This window comes from Bradyrhizobium sp. NC92 (genome assembly GCF_025200865.1).
Lineage (GTDB): Bacteria > Pseudomonadota > Alphaproteobacteria > Rhizobiales > Xanthobacteraceae > Bradyrhizobium.
This window is the reverse complement of sequence record NZ_CP104171.1, coordinates 2,061,972-2,076,439: the sequence shown is the minus strand read 5'-3', so window position 1 is coordinate 2,076,439 and position 14,468 is coordinate 2,061,972. Positions and strand designations below refer to the sequence as shown.

The window sequence follows — 14,468 nt, the reverse complement described above, 5'->3', positions numbered from 1 at the left end:
ACATGACCGCCGCTCTCCGCCCGCTCGATCTCCCCTCGCTCGCCGAGCGGCTGCGCAAGGCACATGCGACGACGCGGCCGCTGATGCTCGACATCATCGGACACGCCTGCCGGCGCATCCCTTCGCTCGGAGACAGCGAGCGCACCGCACGCCTCACGCGCCTGATCGATGTCGGGGCATGGGCCGATGCCGCACTGGTTGTGATGGAGCTGGAGCTGCCGATGTGGCAGGTCCGCCGCATCGCCTACGATGACGGCGAGTGGCATTGCGCGCTGTCGCGCGAGCGCGAGCTGCCGGATTGGCTGGATGTCGCAGTCGAGGCACGCCATGCCGACCTCGCGCTCGCCCTGTTGTCGGCATTCGTCGAGGTGCGGGCGCTGACCGCCCACGTATCGCGCCCGAGCGTTCGTTCGGTCCATCCGATGCTGGACCCACTTTATGAGCCGGTCGCCTGCGATCATTTCGGCTAGGCCCGTCCGCCAATCAGCCTCGGCGCCGTCGATCGATTCTTCGTGGAAATCACAGGCTACTTCAGGTCTGACAGAGGGCGGCGCGAGGCACGGGGTCTAGCTCGTCCGATCTCGCACGCGATCGACCGCGAGCTGACCATGGCTGCCTGTGAAGTGAGCAACCGCGGTGGCGATGCCCGGTTGAGGCCGCCTATCCCGCGGAAAAGGCTTTGCCTAAAAGTACCTGGCCGATCTGGCGCAGTTTCACGGAACCGTGTAGAGCGGTTTCATGAGCATCAGCAACGTCAACGTCGTCGCCCACCCCCTGGTCCAGCACAAGCTCTCCCTGATGCGGGAGAAGGACCGCTCGACCAAGAGCTTCCGCGAGATCCTGAACGAGATCGGGATGCTGCTCGGCTACGAGGTGACGCGCGACCTGCCGCTGGAGCTGGTCGAGATCGAGACGCCGATTGCGGCCATGCAGGCGCCGAAGATCGCCGGCAAGAAGCTCACGCTGGCGCCGATCCTGCGCGCCGGCGTCGGCTTTCTCGACGGCATGCTGGCGCTGATGCCCTCGGCACGCATCGCCCATATCGGGCTCTACCGCGACCCCGAGACGTTGCAGGCCGTGGAATATTACTTCAAGGCGCCGCAAGACCTGTCCGACCGCACCGTGATCCTGATGGATCCGATGCTGGCGACCGGCAACTCGGCCTGCGCCGGCGCCTCCCTGCTCAAGGCCCGCGGCGCCCGCGACATCCGCTTTGTCTGCCTCCTGGCCGCGCCCGAGGGCATCGCCAAGTTCCAGAGCGAGCATCCCGACGTGCCGATCTGGACCGCCGCGATCGACGAGCGGCTCAACGACCACGGTTACATCGTGCCGGGCCTGGGCGATGCCGGCGACCGGATGTTCGGCACCAAGTAGACAGGTTTTCGCGATCGGGTTAGTCCGATGGCCATGAGCGCCAACGACGTTTCGCTGCAATCGCTGCTCCGGATCAAGAGCGCGGCCGATCCTGCCTTGGTCTTCGACGGCAACGCCGTCTCGCGCGCGGAATTCTCGGCGAAGATCGAGCAGACCGCCGCCTGGCTTGCGGCGCAAGGCATCGGCAAGGGCGACGTCGTCGCGGTCTGGCTGGTCAACCGGGTCGAATGGCTCGCACTGTTGTTCGCCGCCGCACGGCTCGGCGCGATCGTCGCCGCCGTCAATACGCGCTATCGCAGCGCGGAAGTCGCGCACCTCCTCAAGCTGTCAGGCGCGAAGCTCATGGTGGTCGAAGCGGCATTCCGCGCGATCGACTTTGCCGCCATCCTCGCCGATATCGCCGAGGCCGAGGTGCCCACGCTGCAACGGCTTGCCGTGGTCGGCGCGGATGCGATCCCGGCACGCTGGCCCTGCGTGCGGTTCGATGCGTTCGAGACGCCGTACCCGCCAGCTCCGCCGCCCCAGGATGACGTCGACCTGCCCGTGCTGCTCTACACCACGTCGGGCACCACCAAGGGGCCGAAGCTGGTCGCGCATTCGCAAGCGACGCTGGCGACGCACGCCGCCTCCGTTGCCGACGCGCTCCAGCTCGATCCCCGCCGTCATTCGCTGCTGGCGATGCTGCCGTTCTGCGGCACGTTCGGCATGACGAGCCTGCTCGGTTTCCTCGCGAGCGGAGCGACCATTCATGTGCTCGATGCTTTCGAAGCAGCGCCGGCGCTGCAGATCCTCAGCACGCAACGGATCACGCATTCGTTCGGCTCTGACGAGATGTTCCGGCGCATCCTCGCCCTCACCGATGCGCCGCGCCCGTTTCCACATCTTGAACTCTGCGGTTTCGCTGCGTTCCAGCCCGGCTGGCGCGAGCTGGCCGCGGAGGCCGAGGCGCGCGGCCTGAAGCTGTTCGGCCTCTACGGCTCGAGCGAGGTGCAGGCGCTGTTCTCGATCGGCCGCTCCAGTGATGCCTTTGCCGATCGGATCGAGGGCGGCGGCTGGCCGATGTCGCCGGAAGCGAACGTCCGCGTGCGCGATGTCGAGACCGGCGAGCTCGCCGCAAGCGACGTCTCCGGCGAGATCGAGATCAGCGCGCCCTCGCGTTTCCTCGGCTATTTCAACAATTCTGAGGCGACGCGCGAGGCGATCACCGCCGACGGCTTCTTCCGCACCGGCGACATCGGCCGTCTGCGCGGCGACGGATCCTTCGTCTACGAGACCCGCGCCGGCGATGCGATGCGCCTCGGCGGCTTCCTGGTCGCGCCCGGGGAGATCGAGGACGAGCTCAAATCCTGCGCCGGTGTCGCCGACGCCCAGGTCGTCGCAGTCGATCTCAAGGGGCAGGCGCGCTGTGTCGCCTTCGTGATCCCGACGACGAAGCCGCCCATGCAGGAGACCCTGATCGCGCGTTTGCGCGAGCGGCTCGCCGGCTACAAGGTGCCGGCGCGGATCTATGTCGTGGACGCCTTCCCCGTCACCGACAGTGCCAACGGCGTCAAGATCCAGCGCGCCAGGCTTCGCGCCATGGCGATGGAGCGGATCGCCGCCGAATAGACCCGTTCAGTACGACTTGTTCAGTACGATTTGGCGAGCCCCAGCACCTTTTCCGCGATGAAGCTGAGCGCGAGCTGCGGGCTGACCGGCGCGATGCGCGGGATCAGCACCTCGCGCAAATAGCGCTCGACGTGGAATTCCTTGGCGTAGCCGAAGCCGCCATGGGTCATCACCGCCTGCTCGCAGGCCGAGAAGCCCGCTTCGCCCGCCAGATACTTCGCGGCATTGGCCGCCGCGCCGCACGGCATGCCCTTGTCGTATTGCCAGGCCGCCGACATCACCATCAGCCAGGCCGCCTCGAGCTCGACCCAGTTCACCGCGAGCGGATGCTGGATGCCTTGATTCTTGCCGATCGGACGATTGAACACGACGCGAGTCTTGGCGTATTCGGTCGCGCGCGACAGCGCGAGTTTTCCCAAACCGACCGCCTCGGCCGCGATGAGAATTCGTTCCGGATTCATCCCCTCGAGGATGTACTCGAAGCCTTTGCCTTCCTCGCCGATCCGGTCCTCCATCGGGATCTCAAAATCCTCGAAGAACAGCTCGTTGGAATCGACGATCTTGCGGCCCATCTTCTCGATCTCGTGGACCTTGATCTTGTTGCGGTCGAAGTCCGTATAGAACAGGCTGAGCCCGTGGGTCGGCGAGCGCACCTCCTCCAGCGGCGTGGTGCGCGCCAGCAGCAAAATCTTGTGCGCGACCTGCGCGGTCGAGATCCACACCTTCTGACCGTTGACGATGTAGCGGTCGTTCTTGGCGACCGCGCGGGTCTTGAGCTGGGTGGTGTTGAGGCCGGTGTTCGGCTCGGTGACGGCAAAGCACGCCTTCTCGCGGCCCTCGACCATCGGCGGCAGCATGCGCCTGCGCTGCTCCTCGGTGCCGAACACGACCACCGGATTGAGGCCGAACACGTTGATGTGCACCGCCGAGGCACCGGACATGCCGGCACCCGACTCGGCGATGGTGCGCATCATGATCGCAGCTTCCGTGATGCCGAGCCCGGAGCCGCCATATTCTTCCGGCACGCAGATGCCGAGCCAGCCGGCATCCGCCAGCGCCTTGTGGAAGTCGTGCGGGAAGCCGCCGTCGTGGTCCTTCTTCAGCCAATAAGCGTCGGGAAAGCCTTCGCAGATCTTGGCGATGGCGTCGCGAATGGCTTCCTGCTGATCGGTGAGCGCGAAATCCATGGCCTTGATCTCCCTTCGCCTTGCGTTCTTTAGCTCGAAAAACCGCATGCAGATACGTGAATTTGCCCGCGAAGTGTGTCTACCATGCATGGGGTCATGCGGCGCGACGGCAAGAGCGCGCCGTTATTTCGCAGGGAGGAAACCGCGATGGCCGGACTTTATTTCGAGGACTTTTCCGTGGGCCAGGAGTTCAGGCATCCCTTGACCCGGACCGTCACGGAGATGGACAACACCCTATTCAGCCTGCTGACGCTCAACCCGCAGCCGCTGCACATCGACGCGCATTTCGCCGAGAAGACCGAGTTCGGCCAGCGCATTTTCAACAGCCTTTACACGCTCGGCATCATGATCGGCATGACGGTCTATGATACGACCTTGGGCACCACCGTCGCCAATCTCGGTATGACCGACGTCACCTTTCCAAAGCCGGTCTTCCATGGCGACACGTTGCGGGCCACGACAAAGGTGCTCTCGGTGCGGGAATCCAGATCGCGGCCCACGGCCGGCCTCGTCGAGTTCGAGCACCACGCTTTGAACCAGAACGACGAGATCGTCGGTAAATGCCGCCGCATGGCGATGATGCACAAGAGGCCGGTCTGATGCGTTCGATGCTGTTCGTGCCGGGCGATTCCCCGCGCAAATTCGAGAAGGCGAGCGAAGGCAAGGCCGACGCGCTGATCATCGATCTCGAGGACTCCGTCGTCGCCGAGAAGAAGGCGGAAGCGCGTGAGCTCACGCTTTCGATGCTGAAGAGCCGCCCCGGCCCGCATCAGCTCTATGTCCGCGTCAACGCGCTCGACACCGGCCTGACGCTGGCGGATCTCGCCGCGGTGATGCCGGGCAGGCCTGACGGCATCGTGCTGCCGAAATCGCAAGGCGGCGACGACGTGCGGCAGGTCGCGACCTGGCTCGAGGCTTTAGAAGCCGCTGCCGGCATCGCGATCGGTTCGACCCGCATCGTCTGCGTCGCGACGGAGACCGCCGGCTCGATCTTCGGGCTCGGCAGCTACAAGGGCTGCTCCCCTCGCCTCGCCGGCCTGATGTGGGGCGCAGAAGATCTCTCCGCCTCGCTCGGCGCCACCGAGAAGGCGAGCGGCGGCGTGTTCCACAGCCCCTATCGCCTGGCGCGCGATCTCTGCCTGATGGCGGCGGCCGCGGCCGAGGTCGCGCCGATCGACACGGTTTACACCGACATCGACAACCTCGCCGGCCTCGAGCAGGAGACGCGCGCCGCGCGGCGCGACGGCTTTTCGGCCAAGGCGCTGATCCACCCCAAGCATGTCGACATCGTCAACGCGGCCTTCGCGCCGACGGAGGCCGAGCGCGCCTGGGCGGAGAAGGTGATCGCGGCCTTCGCGAGCAATCCCAATTCGGGCACGCTGCGGCTCGACGACCAGATGATCGACAAGCCGCACCTTCTCGCGGCGAAGAAAATTCTCGGCGAGGCCTAGAGCGGGCGTAGGCTGCGGCCTGAAGTTGGCGGCCTTAATCGAATGCCTGAACCGGCGGCGCCGAGGATTGCGCCGGCGCGGCAGGCGCGGCTTGAACCGGCGGAGCCTGGACCGGCGGGGCCGAATTGCCGGCGGCTCTCATCTGGCCGTTGGCGGCCATCGCCTCGCGCGTGCGCGACGGGCTGCCGGTCGCGGCGGCACGACGCGGCGGCGGCTGCCGGTGCCTTGCCGACTGTGAGCCTCTCAGGCCCCAGGAACGGGCGATCGACGGTCCGGCCGTGTAGCCGATCAAGGCTCCGGCGACCGCACCGACGGGGCCCAGCACGACCGCACCCGAGACCGCGCCCAGCGCCGCATCGCCCGCGCGCTCCTGTGCGAGCGCACTCGCGGGTACGCAAGCCAGCATTGCGACAGCAGTGATCAGTGCCTTGGTCATCGGAGCGCCTCCCTCGCGAAAGATCACTCCTGCTCAAATATGGCCACACGAGGTTCGCTTGCCGGCCAACAAAAGGCAATCGCGCCCGGAACCCGGCCGTCCGGACAGGTCGATTGGCCGATCGTCGATCTCCAGGAGCCAGCAACAAGGACAGGCGCGCCAAGATCTTGACAGCGCTCGCGCGCTGAATATTTTTTCGCCGAGAAGAGACCTTCTCATCCTCGCACAACCAAAGGATCCAACGCGACCGTCTGGAGAGACGACGATGCTCGATGAGAATCTGGCCCGCATTCGTGCGCACCGCAACAACATCCACCGCTACCGGCGCCTGCTGAAGACCAGGTTGTCGCAGCTGGAGCGCCAGTTCATCGAGAGGCGCCTCGCCGAAGAGCAATCGGCGCTCGATGGCCTGACCGCAGCGACCTTTCCCGTCGGCCTCCGCGCCTCTGAGGCGCCGGCTGGCGCAATGGAGATGGCGCAATGAACAGCCAACGCGACCTGCTCATCCGCGGCAGCGAGAAGGTCATCGGCCATTACGAGCTGCTTCTTGCCAGCGCCAAGAGCGAGCATGAGCGCGAGCTCTATCGCCAGCGCATCGAACGCGAGCGGCGGCTGATCCGGGACCTGCAAGGCGAATGGGATCACCGCGCGGCTTGAACCGGGAGATCACGCGCTCCGTGACCATCGCAGGCAAGGCTATCGCATTTGAGAGCCCTTCCCCGCGGCCATCCTTCGAGACGCCCGCTTGAGGCGGGCTCCTCAGGATGAGGACGGAGTGCGTGGCTACAGTTCAAGAGGCACTGTCGCCGATGAGCCTCATCCTGAGGAGGCGCGTAAGCGCCGTCTCGAAGGACGAGGCGTGCGCACCGGCCGCCGCTACAAGTCGTATGCGATAGCCCTGCCATCGCAGGGGGCGAACCGCTTCCGCGGTTCGTCGGCGCATTCGTTTCAGCGGACGAGACGATTGGGGCCTGCGAGCGCGCGGCTCGGCTCGGCTGCCGGCGCCACTCTGACGGTGGCGGTGAACGGCGCACCATTGCGCAGCAGCGTGAGCTTCACGTCCTCGCCGACGCGCGCAAGGCCGATCGTGTTGCGGAGCTGGGCGGCGGTGCGGATCGGGCGGTCGTCGGCGCCGGTCACGACGTCGCCCTTGCGCAGGCCCGCCTTGTCTGGGGGCGAATCCGCCGCGATCTCGGCAATGACGGCGCCCTGATTCAATCCCTTGTTGACCGACGGATGCAGGTCTTTCAGCGAAACGCCGATGCGGCCGCGCTCGACGCGGCCGCTCACGATGATCTGCTCCATCACCTTGCGCGCCATATTGACCGGAATGGCAAAGCCGATGCCGACATTGCCGCCCGCGGGCGAGATGATCGCCGAGTTGATGCCGACGAGCTCGCCGCGCAGGCTGACCAGCGCGCCGCCGGAATTGCCGGGATTGATCGCCGCATCGGTCTGGATGAAATCCTCATAGCCCTGCTTGCCGAGGCCGGTGCGGCCCAGCGCGCTGACGAGCCCCGAGGTCACGGTCTGGCCGAGGCCGAAGGGATTGCCGATCGCAAGGACGAAATCCCCGACATCGAGCCCGTCGCTGTCGCCGAAGGCAAGCGCCTTGAGCCCGACCGGGTTCTGGACCTGGAGCACCGCGACATCCGTCGGCGGATCACGGCCGATGACCTTGGCGGAGAACTGCCGGCCGTCCTTGGTCGTGATCTGAACGGCGGAGGTGCCTTCGACCACGTGATTGTTGGTCAGCACATAGCCGCGCTGGGCGTCGACGATCACCCCGGAGCCGGTCGCATTGACCTCCTTCTCGATCTGCCGGGGAACGTCGAAGAACTCGCGAAAGAGCGGGTCGCGATAGAGCGGGTTGTCCTCGCGCACGGGGCCGTGCACGGAGATGTTGACCACCGCGGGCATCACCTGGCGCACCAGCGGCGCCAGGGTCGGGACCGGGCCACCGGTCTTCAGATCCGGAATCTGACCGGCGGCAGGCTGCGATGCCGTGAGCGTCAGCATCAGCAAGGCCAGGAACAAGAGACGCACAGCATTCATCATCGTCACCCTGCCGCTTGTGGTGTGGGGATATTCGAAACCGTGGCTTCAGTCTTCGTCGCCGGACGCGACGATCATGCCCTGCAGGACCAGAAACGGGACGGTCCAGGCTGCCGCGGCCTGGCCGAGCAGCACGAGGGCGAGGATGGTGGGCGTGACCATCATGCCGCCCGCCCTTCTGCGGCGGCCCATGGCCGCCGCAGCCGCATCGGCACGCCGCCGCCCCGCGGCGGGTCGTCATTGTCGTTGTCGCCGTCGAGCTTGCGCAAGGCGGCCAGAATGTCGGCGAGCCGGACCGTGTGGCTCATGCCGGGAATCTCGCGCAAGGCGGGACAGGATTCGACCGCGTACATGTCCGATGCCCAGGACGACAGGATGACGCGCTTCTCGGGCGAAGAGAGCTCCTCGGCATTCAGGACGTCGGCAGGCGAATTGTAGTGGGCGGCAGGATGAAACAGCGGATTGAGAGTGCCGGAACTGGTATTCACGTTGGTCATCGGTTAAGTCTCCCACATGCTCCTTTCCAGGGGGACGGCTTGTTGACGATGAGACGGCGGCGCCACATCGCCGCCGTTCTCGCTTGACGTTAATGCGTATTGATCGCGATGCGCTTGACGCCTTCGCGGGCCTTCTCCGATTTCGGCAGCGACACGGTCAGGACGCCGTTCCTGAACGACGCCTCGGCCTTGTCCTCCTCGACACCCTCCAGCGGAATCTGCCGCTCGAAGGCGCCGTAATAGCGCTCGGTGAAGAACCTGCCTTCGCCATTGCGCTCCGCCTTCTTCTCGCCGCGGACGGTGAGGACGCCATTGGCGATCTCGACCTGGACGTCGTTCTCGGTCAGGCCGGGAAGCTCGGCCGAGACGGTCAGCGTCTTGTCGGTCTCGCTGAGCTCGACCTTCGGCCAGCCGAAACGGCCTTCCATCAGCGGCGACAGGCCGGTCCCGCCAAAGCCGCGGAAGACGTCGTCGAACAGACGGTTCATCTCGCGGTGAAGCGTCAGGAACGGATCGAAATTGTCGCGCGCCGGCGCAAGCTCCTGGTTTTTCGACCAGGGAATGAGATCACGAAAAGCCATGGGAATCTCCTTCATGCATCGGGAGCGCGGCCCGCGCATGCGCGCGCCGCGTTCCGCTATCCTTTCGATCGAGCGCTCAGGCTGCCTTCTTCTGCTCGATCTGCGATGCCACGGGAGCGCCGCCCGCGATCGGAATGCGGCGCGGCTTCATGGCTTCCGGAACCTCACGGACGAGGTCGATGATCAGGAGCCCGTCCTGGAACGAGGCCTGCTTCACCTGGACATAGTCGGCAAGGTTGAACACGCGCCGGAACGGACGCGCTGCAATGCCCTGGTACAGATATTCGCGCGCGGCGGTCTCGGGCTTCTTGCCCTCGATCGTGAGCGCGTTCTGTTCGGCCGTCACGGTGATGTCGTTGGCGCCGAACCCCGCTACCGCAAGGCTGATCCGGTAGTGGTCTTCGCCGGAGCGCTCGATGTTGTAGGGGGGATAATTGTCCTCGGTCGCCTGGCGTAGCGTGCTGTCGACGAGGTCGGCCAGGTGGTCGAAGCCGATGGTGGATCGCCACAGGGGCGCGAAGTCAAAACTGGTCCTCATAACCAAGTCCTCCAAAGAGCAAGATGGATACGAAGGAGCGCAAGGCGGGGATTCAGACGGGTCCGAAAAGACCTGCCCGGCGCCCGTGCCGGACCCGGTTTGGCATCCGGCACACCGCTCTCGCGGCGAAAAACGACTTAGAAAACCGGAAAACGGTTTCAAGAGGGGGCAACGAATTTTTTTTTGCTCCCACCGATGGTCCGCCGGGCCCGGACGCTCTCGGCGGCAACGGCAAGGTAAAATAGGGATAAAATAGGCGGGTCGAGGGAAGGCCAGATTGCCTCCGGGCGTCCGGCCGCGGGCAACGCGCATGACGAAGCAGGCGGCAGCACACCGCAGACCAGGGTCCCGACCGCGTCCAGCCGGTTGCGCGGCCGGCGCGATTGCCCTGCTCGCCGCCGCCACGGCCTGTGCGGCGCAGGCCGACGGCATCGCCATCTCGCCCGCCGGACTGAAGCCGATCGGAACGGTCGATGCGCGCTTTCAGTCCTACAACATCGAAATGGTGGAGGTGACCGGCGGGCGGTTCTGGAAACCTTATCCGCGACCGGCACGCGCCTTCGACCAGCGGGATCGCTACAGCGCGCGGCCGCCGATCGATCTTGCCAATGCGCGACTGCGCCGGCTCGCAGCAGCGCTGTCGCCGGCCTATCTGCGCGTGAGCGGCACCTGGGCCAATGCGACGTTCTTTGCCGAGACGCCGGGACAGCCGCCGCCGGGATTCGACTCGGTGCTCAGCCGGGCGCAATGGCGCGACGTGGTGGAGTACGCGCGTGCGGTCGATGCGGAGATCGTCACCTCCTTTGCGATCAGTCCCGGCAGCCGCGATGCCAACGGCATCTGGAGGCCGGATCAGGCGCAGCAGCTGGTCGAGGCCACGCGCGCGCTGGGTGGCCGCATCGCCGCCGCCGAATTCATGAACGAGCCGACGCTCGCAGCGACGAACGGCGCACCGGCGGGCTATGACGCGGCCGCTTATGGCCGCGACTTCAAGGTCTTCCGCGATTGGATGCGGCGCGCCGCACCGGAGACGCTGATCCTCGGCCCGGGCTCGGCTGGTGATGCACCATCGCCATCCGGGGCGGAGCTCACCACACGCGATCTGCTTGCCGCATCCGGTCCCGGCGTCGATCGGTTCTCCTATCACCATTACAACACGATCTCGCCGCGCTGCGGCGGACAAGATGATCCGGCGCAGGCCCTCTCGGAGCAATGGCTGGGCCGCACGGATACGACACTCGGGACCTACCAGGCGCTGCGCGACACTTTCGAGCCGGACAAACCGATCTGGCTGACCGAGACGGCTGATGCCGCCTGCGGCGGCGGCTTATGGGACCGGACATTTCTGGACACGTTCCGCTATCTCGACCAGCTCGGACGCCTGGCGAAGGCCGGCGTCCAGGTGGTGATGCACAACACGCTGGCCGCCAGCGATTACGGTCTGCTCGAGGAAACGACGTTCCGGCCGCGGCCGAGCTATTGGGCCGCGCTGCTCTGGCGCCGGCTGATGGGAACGATCGTGCTCGACGCAGGCAAACCTGCTCCGCGCGATCTCCATCTCTATGCGCATTGCCATCCAGCCGGGGCAGGTGCGGTGTCGCTGCTCGCGATCAACACCTCGCGCAGCACATCGCGCACGCTATCGCTGCCGGATTCCGCCGAGCGGTACACCCTGCACGCGGCGCGGCTGCAGGGCACGATTGTGCAGCTGAACGGCAAGGCGCTCGCGCTGACCAGAGATGGCCGGCTGCCGCCGCTCCGGGCACGCGCAGCACCGCCGGGCGCGATCCGGCTCGCGCCGACGACCATCACCTTCCTGGTGCTTCCGAACGCTGCAAATCCGGCTTGCCTGTCCCGACGCTCAGGATCTTAGCGAGTCCCGCGCCGTCTCCGGCGCCAGCAGGGTTGCGAAGATCGTGATGACCGACAGCGCAACGATGTAGACCGAGACCGCCCAGTACGATCCGGCCCATGCCAGCAGCGCAGCCGCGATCAGCGGCGAGAAGCCGCCGCTCAACGCCGCCGCGACATTGGCGCCGAGCGAGGCACCGCTGTAGCGCACCTGGGTGCGGAACAGCTCCGGCATGAACGCGGCCTTCGGCCCGAACAGCAGCGCATGGGTGAGCGTCATCGTGACGACGAGCGCAAGCGTGATCAGCGCCGGCTCCCTGGTGTCGAGGAACCAGAACAGCGGAAACGCCAGCGCCACCGAGAACACGCCGCCGGCCAGATACAGCGCCTTGCGTCCGAAAATGTCGGACAGCCAGCCGGCCAGCGGCAGCGTCGCGAACTCGACGATGGCGGCATAGACCACCGCATCCAGGATCACCTGGCGCGGCAGGCCGAGCTTCGTCGTGGCGTAGACCACGGTGAAGACGGTGAGGAGATAAGCGAGCCCGACCTCCGAGACCGTGATGCCGATCGCGAGCAGAAAGCTGCGCCAGTCGCGCCGCAGTACTTCGAGGGCCGGCTGTGCCAGCACCTCCTTGCGCTCGACGATCTCCTTGAAGTGAGGCGTCTCCGCGAGCTTGAGCCGCACGATGAAACCGACGCCGACGAGCAGAATGCTGATCAGGAATGGCACCCGCCAGCCCCAGCTGAGGAAATCCGCCTCGGGCAGCTTCGTCATCAGGGCGAAGATGCCGGTGGAGGCGGCGACGCCGACGGGAAAGCCGACCTGCACCAGGCTGCCGTAGAAGCCGCGGCGATTGCCGGCATGCTCGATCACCATCACGACCGCGCCGCTCCACTCGCCGCCGAGCCCGATGCCCTGGACGAAGCGCAAGGCGATCAGCAGGATCGGGGCCCAGACGCCGATCTGGCTGTAGGTCGGCAGGCAGCCGATCAGGAAGGTGCCGAGCCCCATCGCGATCATGGTCCCAACCAGCATGGTCTTGCGGCCGAGCCGGTCGCCGTAATGCCCGATGATGGCGCCGCCGATCGGCCGCGCGACGAAGCCGACCGCATAGGTCGAGAATGCCGCGAGCGTGCCGACGAAGGGATCGAAGCTCGGGAAGAACAGCTTGTTGAAGACCAGGGCCGCCGCCGTGCCGTAGATCAGGAAATCGTACCACTCGATGGCGGTGCCGAGCGCACTCGCCCACACCACATGCGCCGTCGTCGATCTCTCCGCGGACGCGGAGACCCCCATTGCTGTCGTCATGCCCTGCCCCAACGATTCCAGTGGGCATCATGGCCAAACGGCGTGGTGGTTGCAATCTGTGGAGGTGTTGTCTCTCACAGGATTACGGCGCGGGATTTTTGCGCAGGTGTCGCAACACCCGTCATTGCGAGGAGCCCTTGCGACGAAGCAATCCAGACTGCCTCTGCGGAAAGATTCTGGATTGCTTCGCTTCGCTCGCAATGACGGGTGTTGAGGCATTAGCGCTCCCTGCGCGACGTCGCCCAACTATCGCGGAACCCGCGCCCCCCATTCGCCATTGACAAACTCATTCATCATTATCTAATTTACCTCCACAACAACCCTGCCGCGCCAAGCGGCCAATAAGAGAGAGGAAACGACAATGAGAGGGCTCCTGGCCTGCACCATGCTCGCGGCCATGACTTCGGCAGCCATGACATCGGCGGCGACCGCGCAAGTCTCCGACGACGCGGTGCGGATCGGCGTGCTGACGGATCTGTCGAGCTGGGGCCGCGACAATTCCGGGCCGGGCTCGGTCGAGGCCGCCAAGATGGCCGTGGAGGAATTCGGGCCGACCGTGCTCGGCAAGCCGATCGAGATCATCAGCGCGGACCACCAGATGAAGACCGATGTCGGCGTGCAGATCGTCCGCGGCTGGTTCGACAACGGCAAGGTCGATGCCGTCGTCGACATCCCCAATTCCGGCATTGCGATCGCCGTGCACAACATGGTGCGCGAGCGCGGCAAGATCGCGCTGCTCTCCGGCCCCGGCGCGAGCTCGCTGACCGACGAGCTGTGCAGCCCGAACACCGTGCACTTCACCTACGACACCTATGCGCTGTCGAAGGTGACCGCGTCCGCCGTGATCAAGGAAGGCGGCAAGTCCTGGTACTTCATCACCGCGGACTACGCTTTCGGCCAGCAGCTCGAGAAGGACGCAACCCGCTTCATCAACGAGATGGGCGGCAAGGTGCTCGGCGGCGTCAAGCATCCGACCAACACCGCGGACTTCTCCTCCTTCGCGCTGCAGGCGCAGAGCTCGAAGTCCGACGTGGTCGCCTTCGCCAATGCCGGCCAGGACACCGATAACGCCATCAAGCAATCCGGCGAGTTCGGCCTGGTCCAGGGCGGCCAGAAGCTGGTCGGCCTCTTGATGTTCGACACCGACGTGCACGCCATCGGCCTCAAGGCCGCGCAGGGCACTTACATGACCACTGCGTCCTACTGGGCCATGGACGAGGCCACCCGCGCCTGGTCCAAGAAGTTCTACGAGCGCACCAAGGTGATGCCGACGATGATCCAGACCGGCGTCTACGGCTCGGTGCTGCATTATCTCAAGGCGATCAAGGCGGCCGCCACCGACGATTCCGCCAAGGTGATGGCGAAGATGCGCGAGCTGCCGATCGAGGATATCTTCGTCCACGGCGGCAAGTTGCGCGAGGACGGCCGTGTCATCCGCGACATGTATCTCGCCAAGGTGAAGTCGCCCGAGCAGTCCAAGGAGCCGTGGGATTATCTGGACATCGTCAAGACCGTGAAGGGCGAGGACGCCTTCCGCCCGATCTCCGAATCCAAGTGTCCGCTCCTGAAAAAGTGAGG

The 14,468-nt window shown here is 65.7% G+C and carries 16 protein-coding genes; 9 read left to right on the top strand and 7 right to left on the bottom strand.

The window, feature by feature from the left end:
• The first annotated feature begins 2 nt into the window (after window positions 1–2).
• The 3 genes from N2602_RS09725 to N2602_RS09715 all read left to right on the top strand — a co-directional run bounded on the left by N2602_RS09725 (window position 3) and on the right by N2602_RS09715 (window position 2,982).
• On the top strand, window positions 3–470 hold the full coding sequence (locus N2602_RS09725) for a hypothetical protein (protein WP_260382502.1): 468 nt from the start codon (window positions 3–5) through the stop codon (window positions 468–470).
• Between the two features lie 268 nt (window positions 471–738).
• Window positions 739–1,374: a uracil phosphoribosyltransferase gene (upp, locus tag N2602_RS09720; RefSeq protein ID WP_260382501.1), complete on the top strand. Its 636-nt coding sequence runs from the start codon at window positions 739–741 to the stop codon at window positions 1,372–1,374.
• Between the two features lie 33 nt (window positions 1,375–1,407).
• Complete coding sequence (locus N2602_RS09715; RefSeq protein ID WP_260383635.1) at window positions 1,408–2,982, top strand: AMP-binding protein; 1,575 nt, start codon at window positions 1,408–1,410, stop codon at window positions 2,980–2,982.
• A 20-nt stretch (window positions 2,983–3,002) separates the two neighbouring features.
• Here N2602_RS09715 and N2602_RS09710 read toward each other — a convergent pair whose 3' ends face one another.
• A complete protein-coding gene (locus N2602_RS09710) occupies window positions 3,003–4,169 on the bottom strand; it encodes an acyl-CoA dehydrogenase family protein (RefSeq protein ID WP_260382500.1) in 1,167 nt (388 codons plus the stop codon).
• Window positions 4,170–4,316: 147 nt separating this feature from the next.
• Here N2602_RS09710 and N2602_RS09705 point away from each other — a divergent pair, with 147 nt between their 5' ends.
• Complete coding sequence (locus N2602_RS09705) at window positions 4,317–4,769, top strand: MaoC family dehydratase (RefSeq protein ID WP_260382499.1); 453 nt, start codon at window positions 4,317–4,319, stop codon at window positions 4,767–4,769.
• The gene (locus tag N2602_RS09700) at window positions 4,769–5,620 is read left to right on the top strand and encodes a CoA ester lyase (RefSeq protein ID WP_172786900.1); all 852 of its coding nucleotides are present in this window, start codon (window positions 4,769–4,771) and stop codon (window positions 5,618–5,620) included. Before N2602_RS09705 ends, N2602_RS09700 begins: the two co-directional genes overlap by 1 nt.
• A gap of 34 nt (window positions 5,621–5,654) precedes the next feature.
• On the opposite strand, the gene N2602_RS09695 is transcribed toward N2602_RS09700, so the two are convergent.
• Entirely contained in the window at window positions 5,655–6,056 is a 402-nt protein-coding gene (locus tag N2602_RS09695; RefSeq protein ID WP_172786901.1) for a hypothetical protein, read from the bottom strand.
• Between the two features lie 265 nt (window positions 6,057–6,321).
• Here N2602_RS09695 and N2602_RS09690 point away from each other — a divergent pair, with 265 nt between their 5' ends.
• Entirely contained in the window at window positions 6,322–6,540 is a 219-nt protein-coding gene (locus N2602_RS09690; RefSeq protein ID WP_260382498.1) for a hypothetical protein, read from the top strand.
• The gene (locus N2602_RS09685) at window positions 6,537–6,713 is read left to right on the top strand and encodes a hypothetical protein (protein WP_172786903.1); all 177 of its coding nucleotides are present in this window, start codon (window positions 6,537–6,539) and stop codon (window positions 6,711–6,713) included. The genes N2602_RS09690 and N2602_RS09685 overlap by 4 nt, the downstream gene beginning before the upstream one ends.
• Window positions 6,714–7,004: 291 nt before the next feature.
• Here the strand turns inward: N2602_RS09685 and N2602_RS09680 are convergent, their stop codons facing one another.
• The 4 genes from N2602_RS09680 to N2602_RS09665 form a co-directional block, all read right to left on the bottom strand.
• Window positions 7,005–8,111 (bottom strand): trypsin-like peptidase domain-containing protein, encoded by a 1,107-nt coding sequence (locus tag N2602_RS09680; RefSeq protein WP_260382497.1) that lies wholly within the window; start codon window positions 8,109–8,111, stop codon window positions 7,005–7,007.
• A gap of 161 nt (window positions 8,112–8,272) precedes the next feature.
• Complete coding sequence (locus N2602_RS09675; RefSeq protein ID WP_260382496.1) at window positions 8,273–8,608, bottom strand: hypothetical protein; 336 nt, start codon at window positions 8,606–8,608, stop codon at window positions 8,273–8,275.
• A gap of 89 nt (window positions 8,609–8,697) precedes the next feature.
• Window positions 8,698–9,189, bottom strand: coding sequence for an Hsp20/alpha crystallin family protein (locus N2602_RS09670; RefSeq protein WP_172786905.1), 492 nt, complete (start codon window positions 9,187–9,189; stop codon window positions 8,698–8,700).
• 76 nt (window positions 9,190–9,265) lie between these two features.
• A complete protein-coding gene (locus tag N2602_RS09665) occupies window positions 9,266–9,727 on the bottom strand; it encodes an Hsp20 family protein (protein WP_172786906.1) in 462 nt (153 codons plus the stop codon).
• Window positions 9,728–10,037: 310 nt separating this feature from the next.
• Between N2602_RS09665 and N2602_RS09660 the strand changes: the two genes are divergently transcribed.
• Window positions 10,038–11,600 (top strand): hypothetical protein, encoded by a 1,563-nt coding sequence (locus N2602_RS09660; protein WP_260382495.1) that lies wholly within the window; start codon window positions 10,038–10,040, stop codon window positions 11,598–11,600.
• On the opposite strand, the gene N2602_RS09655 is transcribed toward N2602_RS09660, so the two are convergent.
• On the bottom strand, window positions 11,589–12,890 hold the full coding sequence (locus tag N2602_RS09655) for an MFS transporter (protein ID WP_260382494.1): 1,302 nt from the start codon (window positions 12,888–12,890) through the stop codon (window positions 11,589–11,591). The two genes, N2602_RS09660 and N2602_RS09655, sit on opposite strands and share 12 nt — an antisense overlap.
• A 361-nt stretch (window positions 12,891–13,251) precedes the next feature.
• On the opposite strand from N2602_RS09655, the gene N2602_RS09650 reads away from it, so the two are divergent.
• Entirely contained in the window at window positions 13,252–14,466 is a 1,215-nt protein-coding gene (locus tag N2602_RS09650) for an ABC transporter substrate-binding protein (protein WP_260382493.1), read from the top strand.
• The last annotated feature ends 2 nt before the right edge of the window (window positions 14,467–14,468 follow it).

What these genes read in the sequence shown, in the direction of transcription:
- N2602_RS09725 (WP_260382502.1), top strand. Translation starts at nt 3, where the DNA reads ATGACCGCCGCTCTCCGCCCGCTCGATCTCCCCTCGCTCGCCGAGCGG.
- upp (WP_260382501.1), top strand. Translation starts at nt 739, where the DNA reads ATGAGCATCAGCAACGTCAACGTCGTCGCCCACCCCCTGGTCCAGCAC.
- N2602_RS09715 (WP_260383635.1), top strand. Translation starts at nt 1,408, where the DNA reads ATGAGCGCCAACGACGTTTCGCTGCAATCGCTGCTCCGGATCAAGAGC.
- N2602_RS09710 (WP_260382500.1), bottom strand. Translation starts at nt 4,169, where the DNA reads ATGGATTTCGCGCTCACCGATCAGCAGGAAGCCATTCGCGACGCCATC.
- N2602_RS09705 (WP_260382499.1), top strand. Translation starts at nt 4,317, where the DNA reads ATGGCCGGACTTTATTTCGAGGACTTTTCCGTGGGCCAGGAGTTCAGG.
- N2602_RS09700 (WP_172786900.1), top strand. Translation starts at nt 4,769, where the DNA reads ATGCGTTCGATGCTGTTCGTGCCGGGCGATTCCCCGCGCAAATTCGAG.
- N2602_RS09695 (WP_172786901.1), bottom strand. Translation starts at nt 6,056, where the DNA reads ATGACCAAGGCACTGATCACTGCTGTCGCAATGCTGGCTTGCGTACCC.
- N2602_RS09690 (WP_260382498.1), top strand. Translation starts at nt 6,322, where the DNA reads ATGCTCGATGAGAATCTGGCCCGCATTCGTGCGCACCGCAACAACATC.
- N2602_RS09685 (WP_172786903.1), top strand. Translation starts at nt 6,537, where the DNA reads ATGAACAGCCAACGCGACCTGCTCATCCGCGGCAGCGAGAAGGTCATC.
- N2602_RS09680 (WP_260382497.1), bottom strand. Translation starts at nt 8,111, where the DNA reads ATGAATGCTGTGCGTCTCTTGTTCCTGGCCTTGCTGATGCTGACGCTC.
- N2602_RS09675 (WP_260382496.1), bottom strand. Translation starts at nt 8,608, where the DNA reads ATGACCAACGTGAATACCAGTTCCGGCACTCTCAATCCGCTGTTTCAT.
- N2602_RS09670 (WP_172786905.1), bottom strand. Translation starts at nt 9,189, where the DNA reads ATGGCTTTTCGTGATCTCATTCCCTGGTCGAAAAACCAGGAGCTTGCG.
- N2602_RS09665 (WP_172786906.1), bottom strand. Translation starts at nt 9,727, where the DNA reads ATGAGGACCAGTTTTGACTTCGCGCCCCTGTGGCGATCCACCATCGGC.
- N2602_RS09660 (WP_260382495.1), top strand. Translation starts at nt 10,038, where the DNA reads ATGACGAAGCAGGCGGCAGCACACCGCAGACCAGGGTCCCGACCGCGT.
- N2602_RS09655 (WP_260382494.1), bottom strand. Translation starts at nt 12,890, where the DNA reads ATGACGACAGCAATGGGGGTCTCCGCGTCCGCGGAGAGATCGACGACG.
- N2602_RS09650 (WP_260382493.1), top strand. Translation starts at nt 13,252, where the DNA reads ATGAGAGGGCTCCTGGCCTGCACCATGCTCGCGGCCATGACTTCGGCA.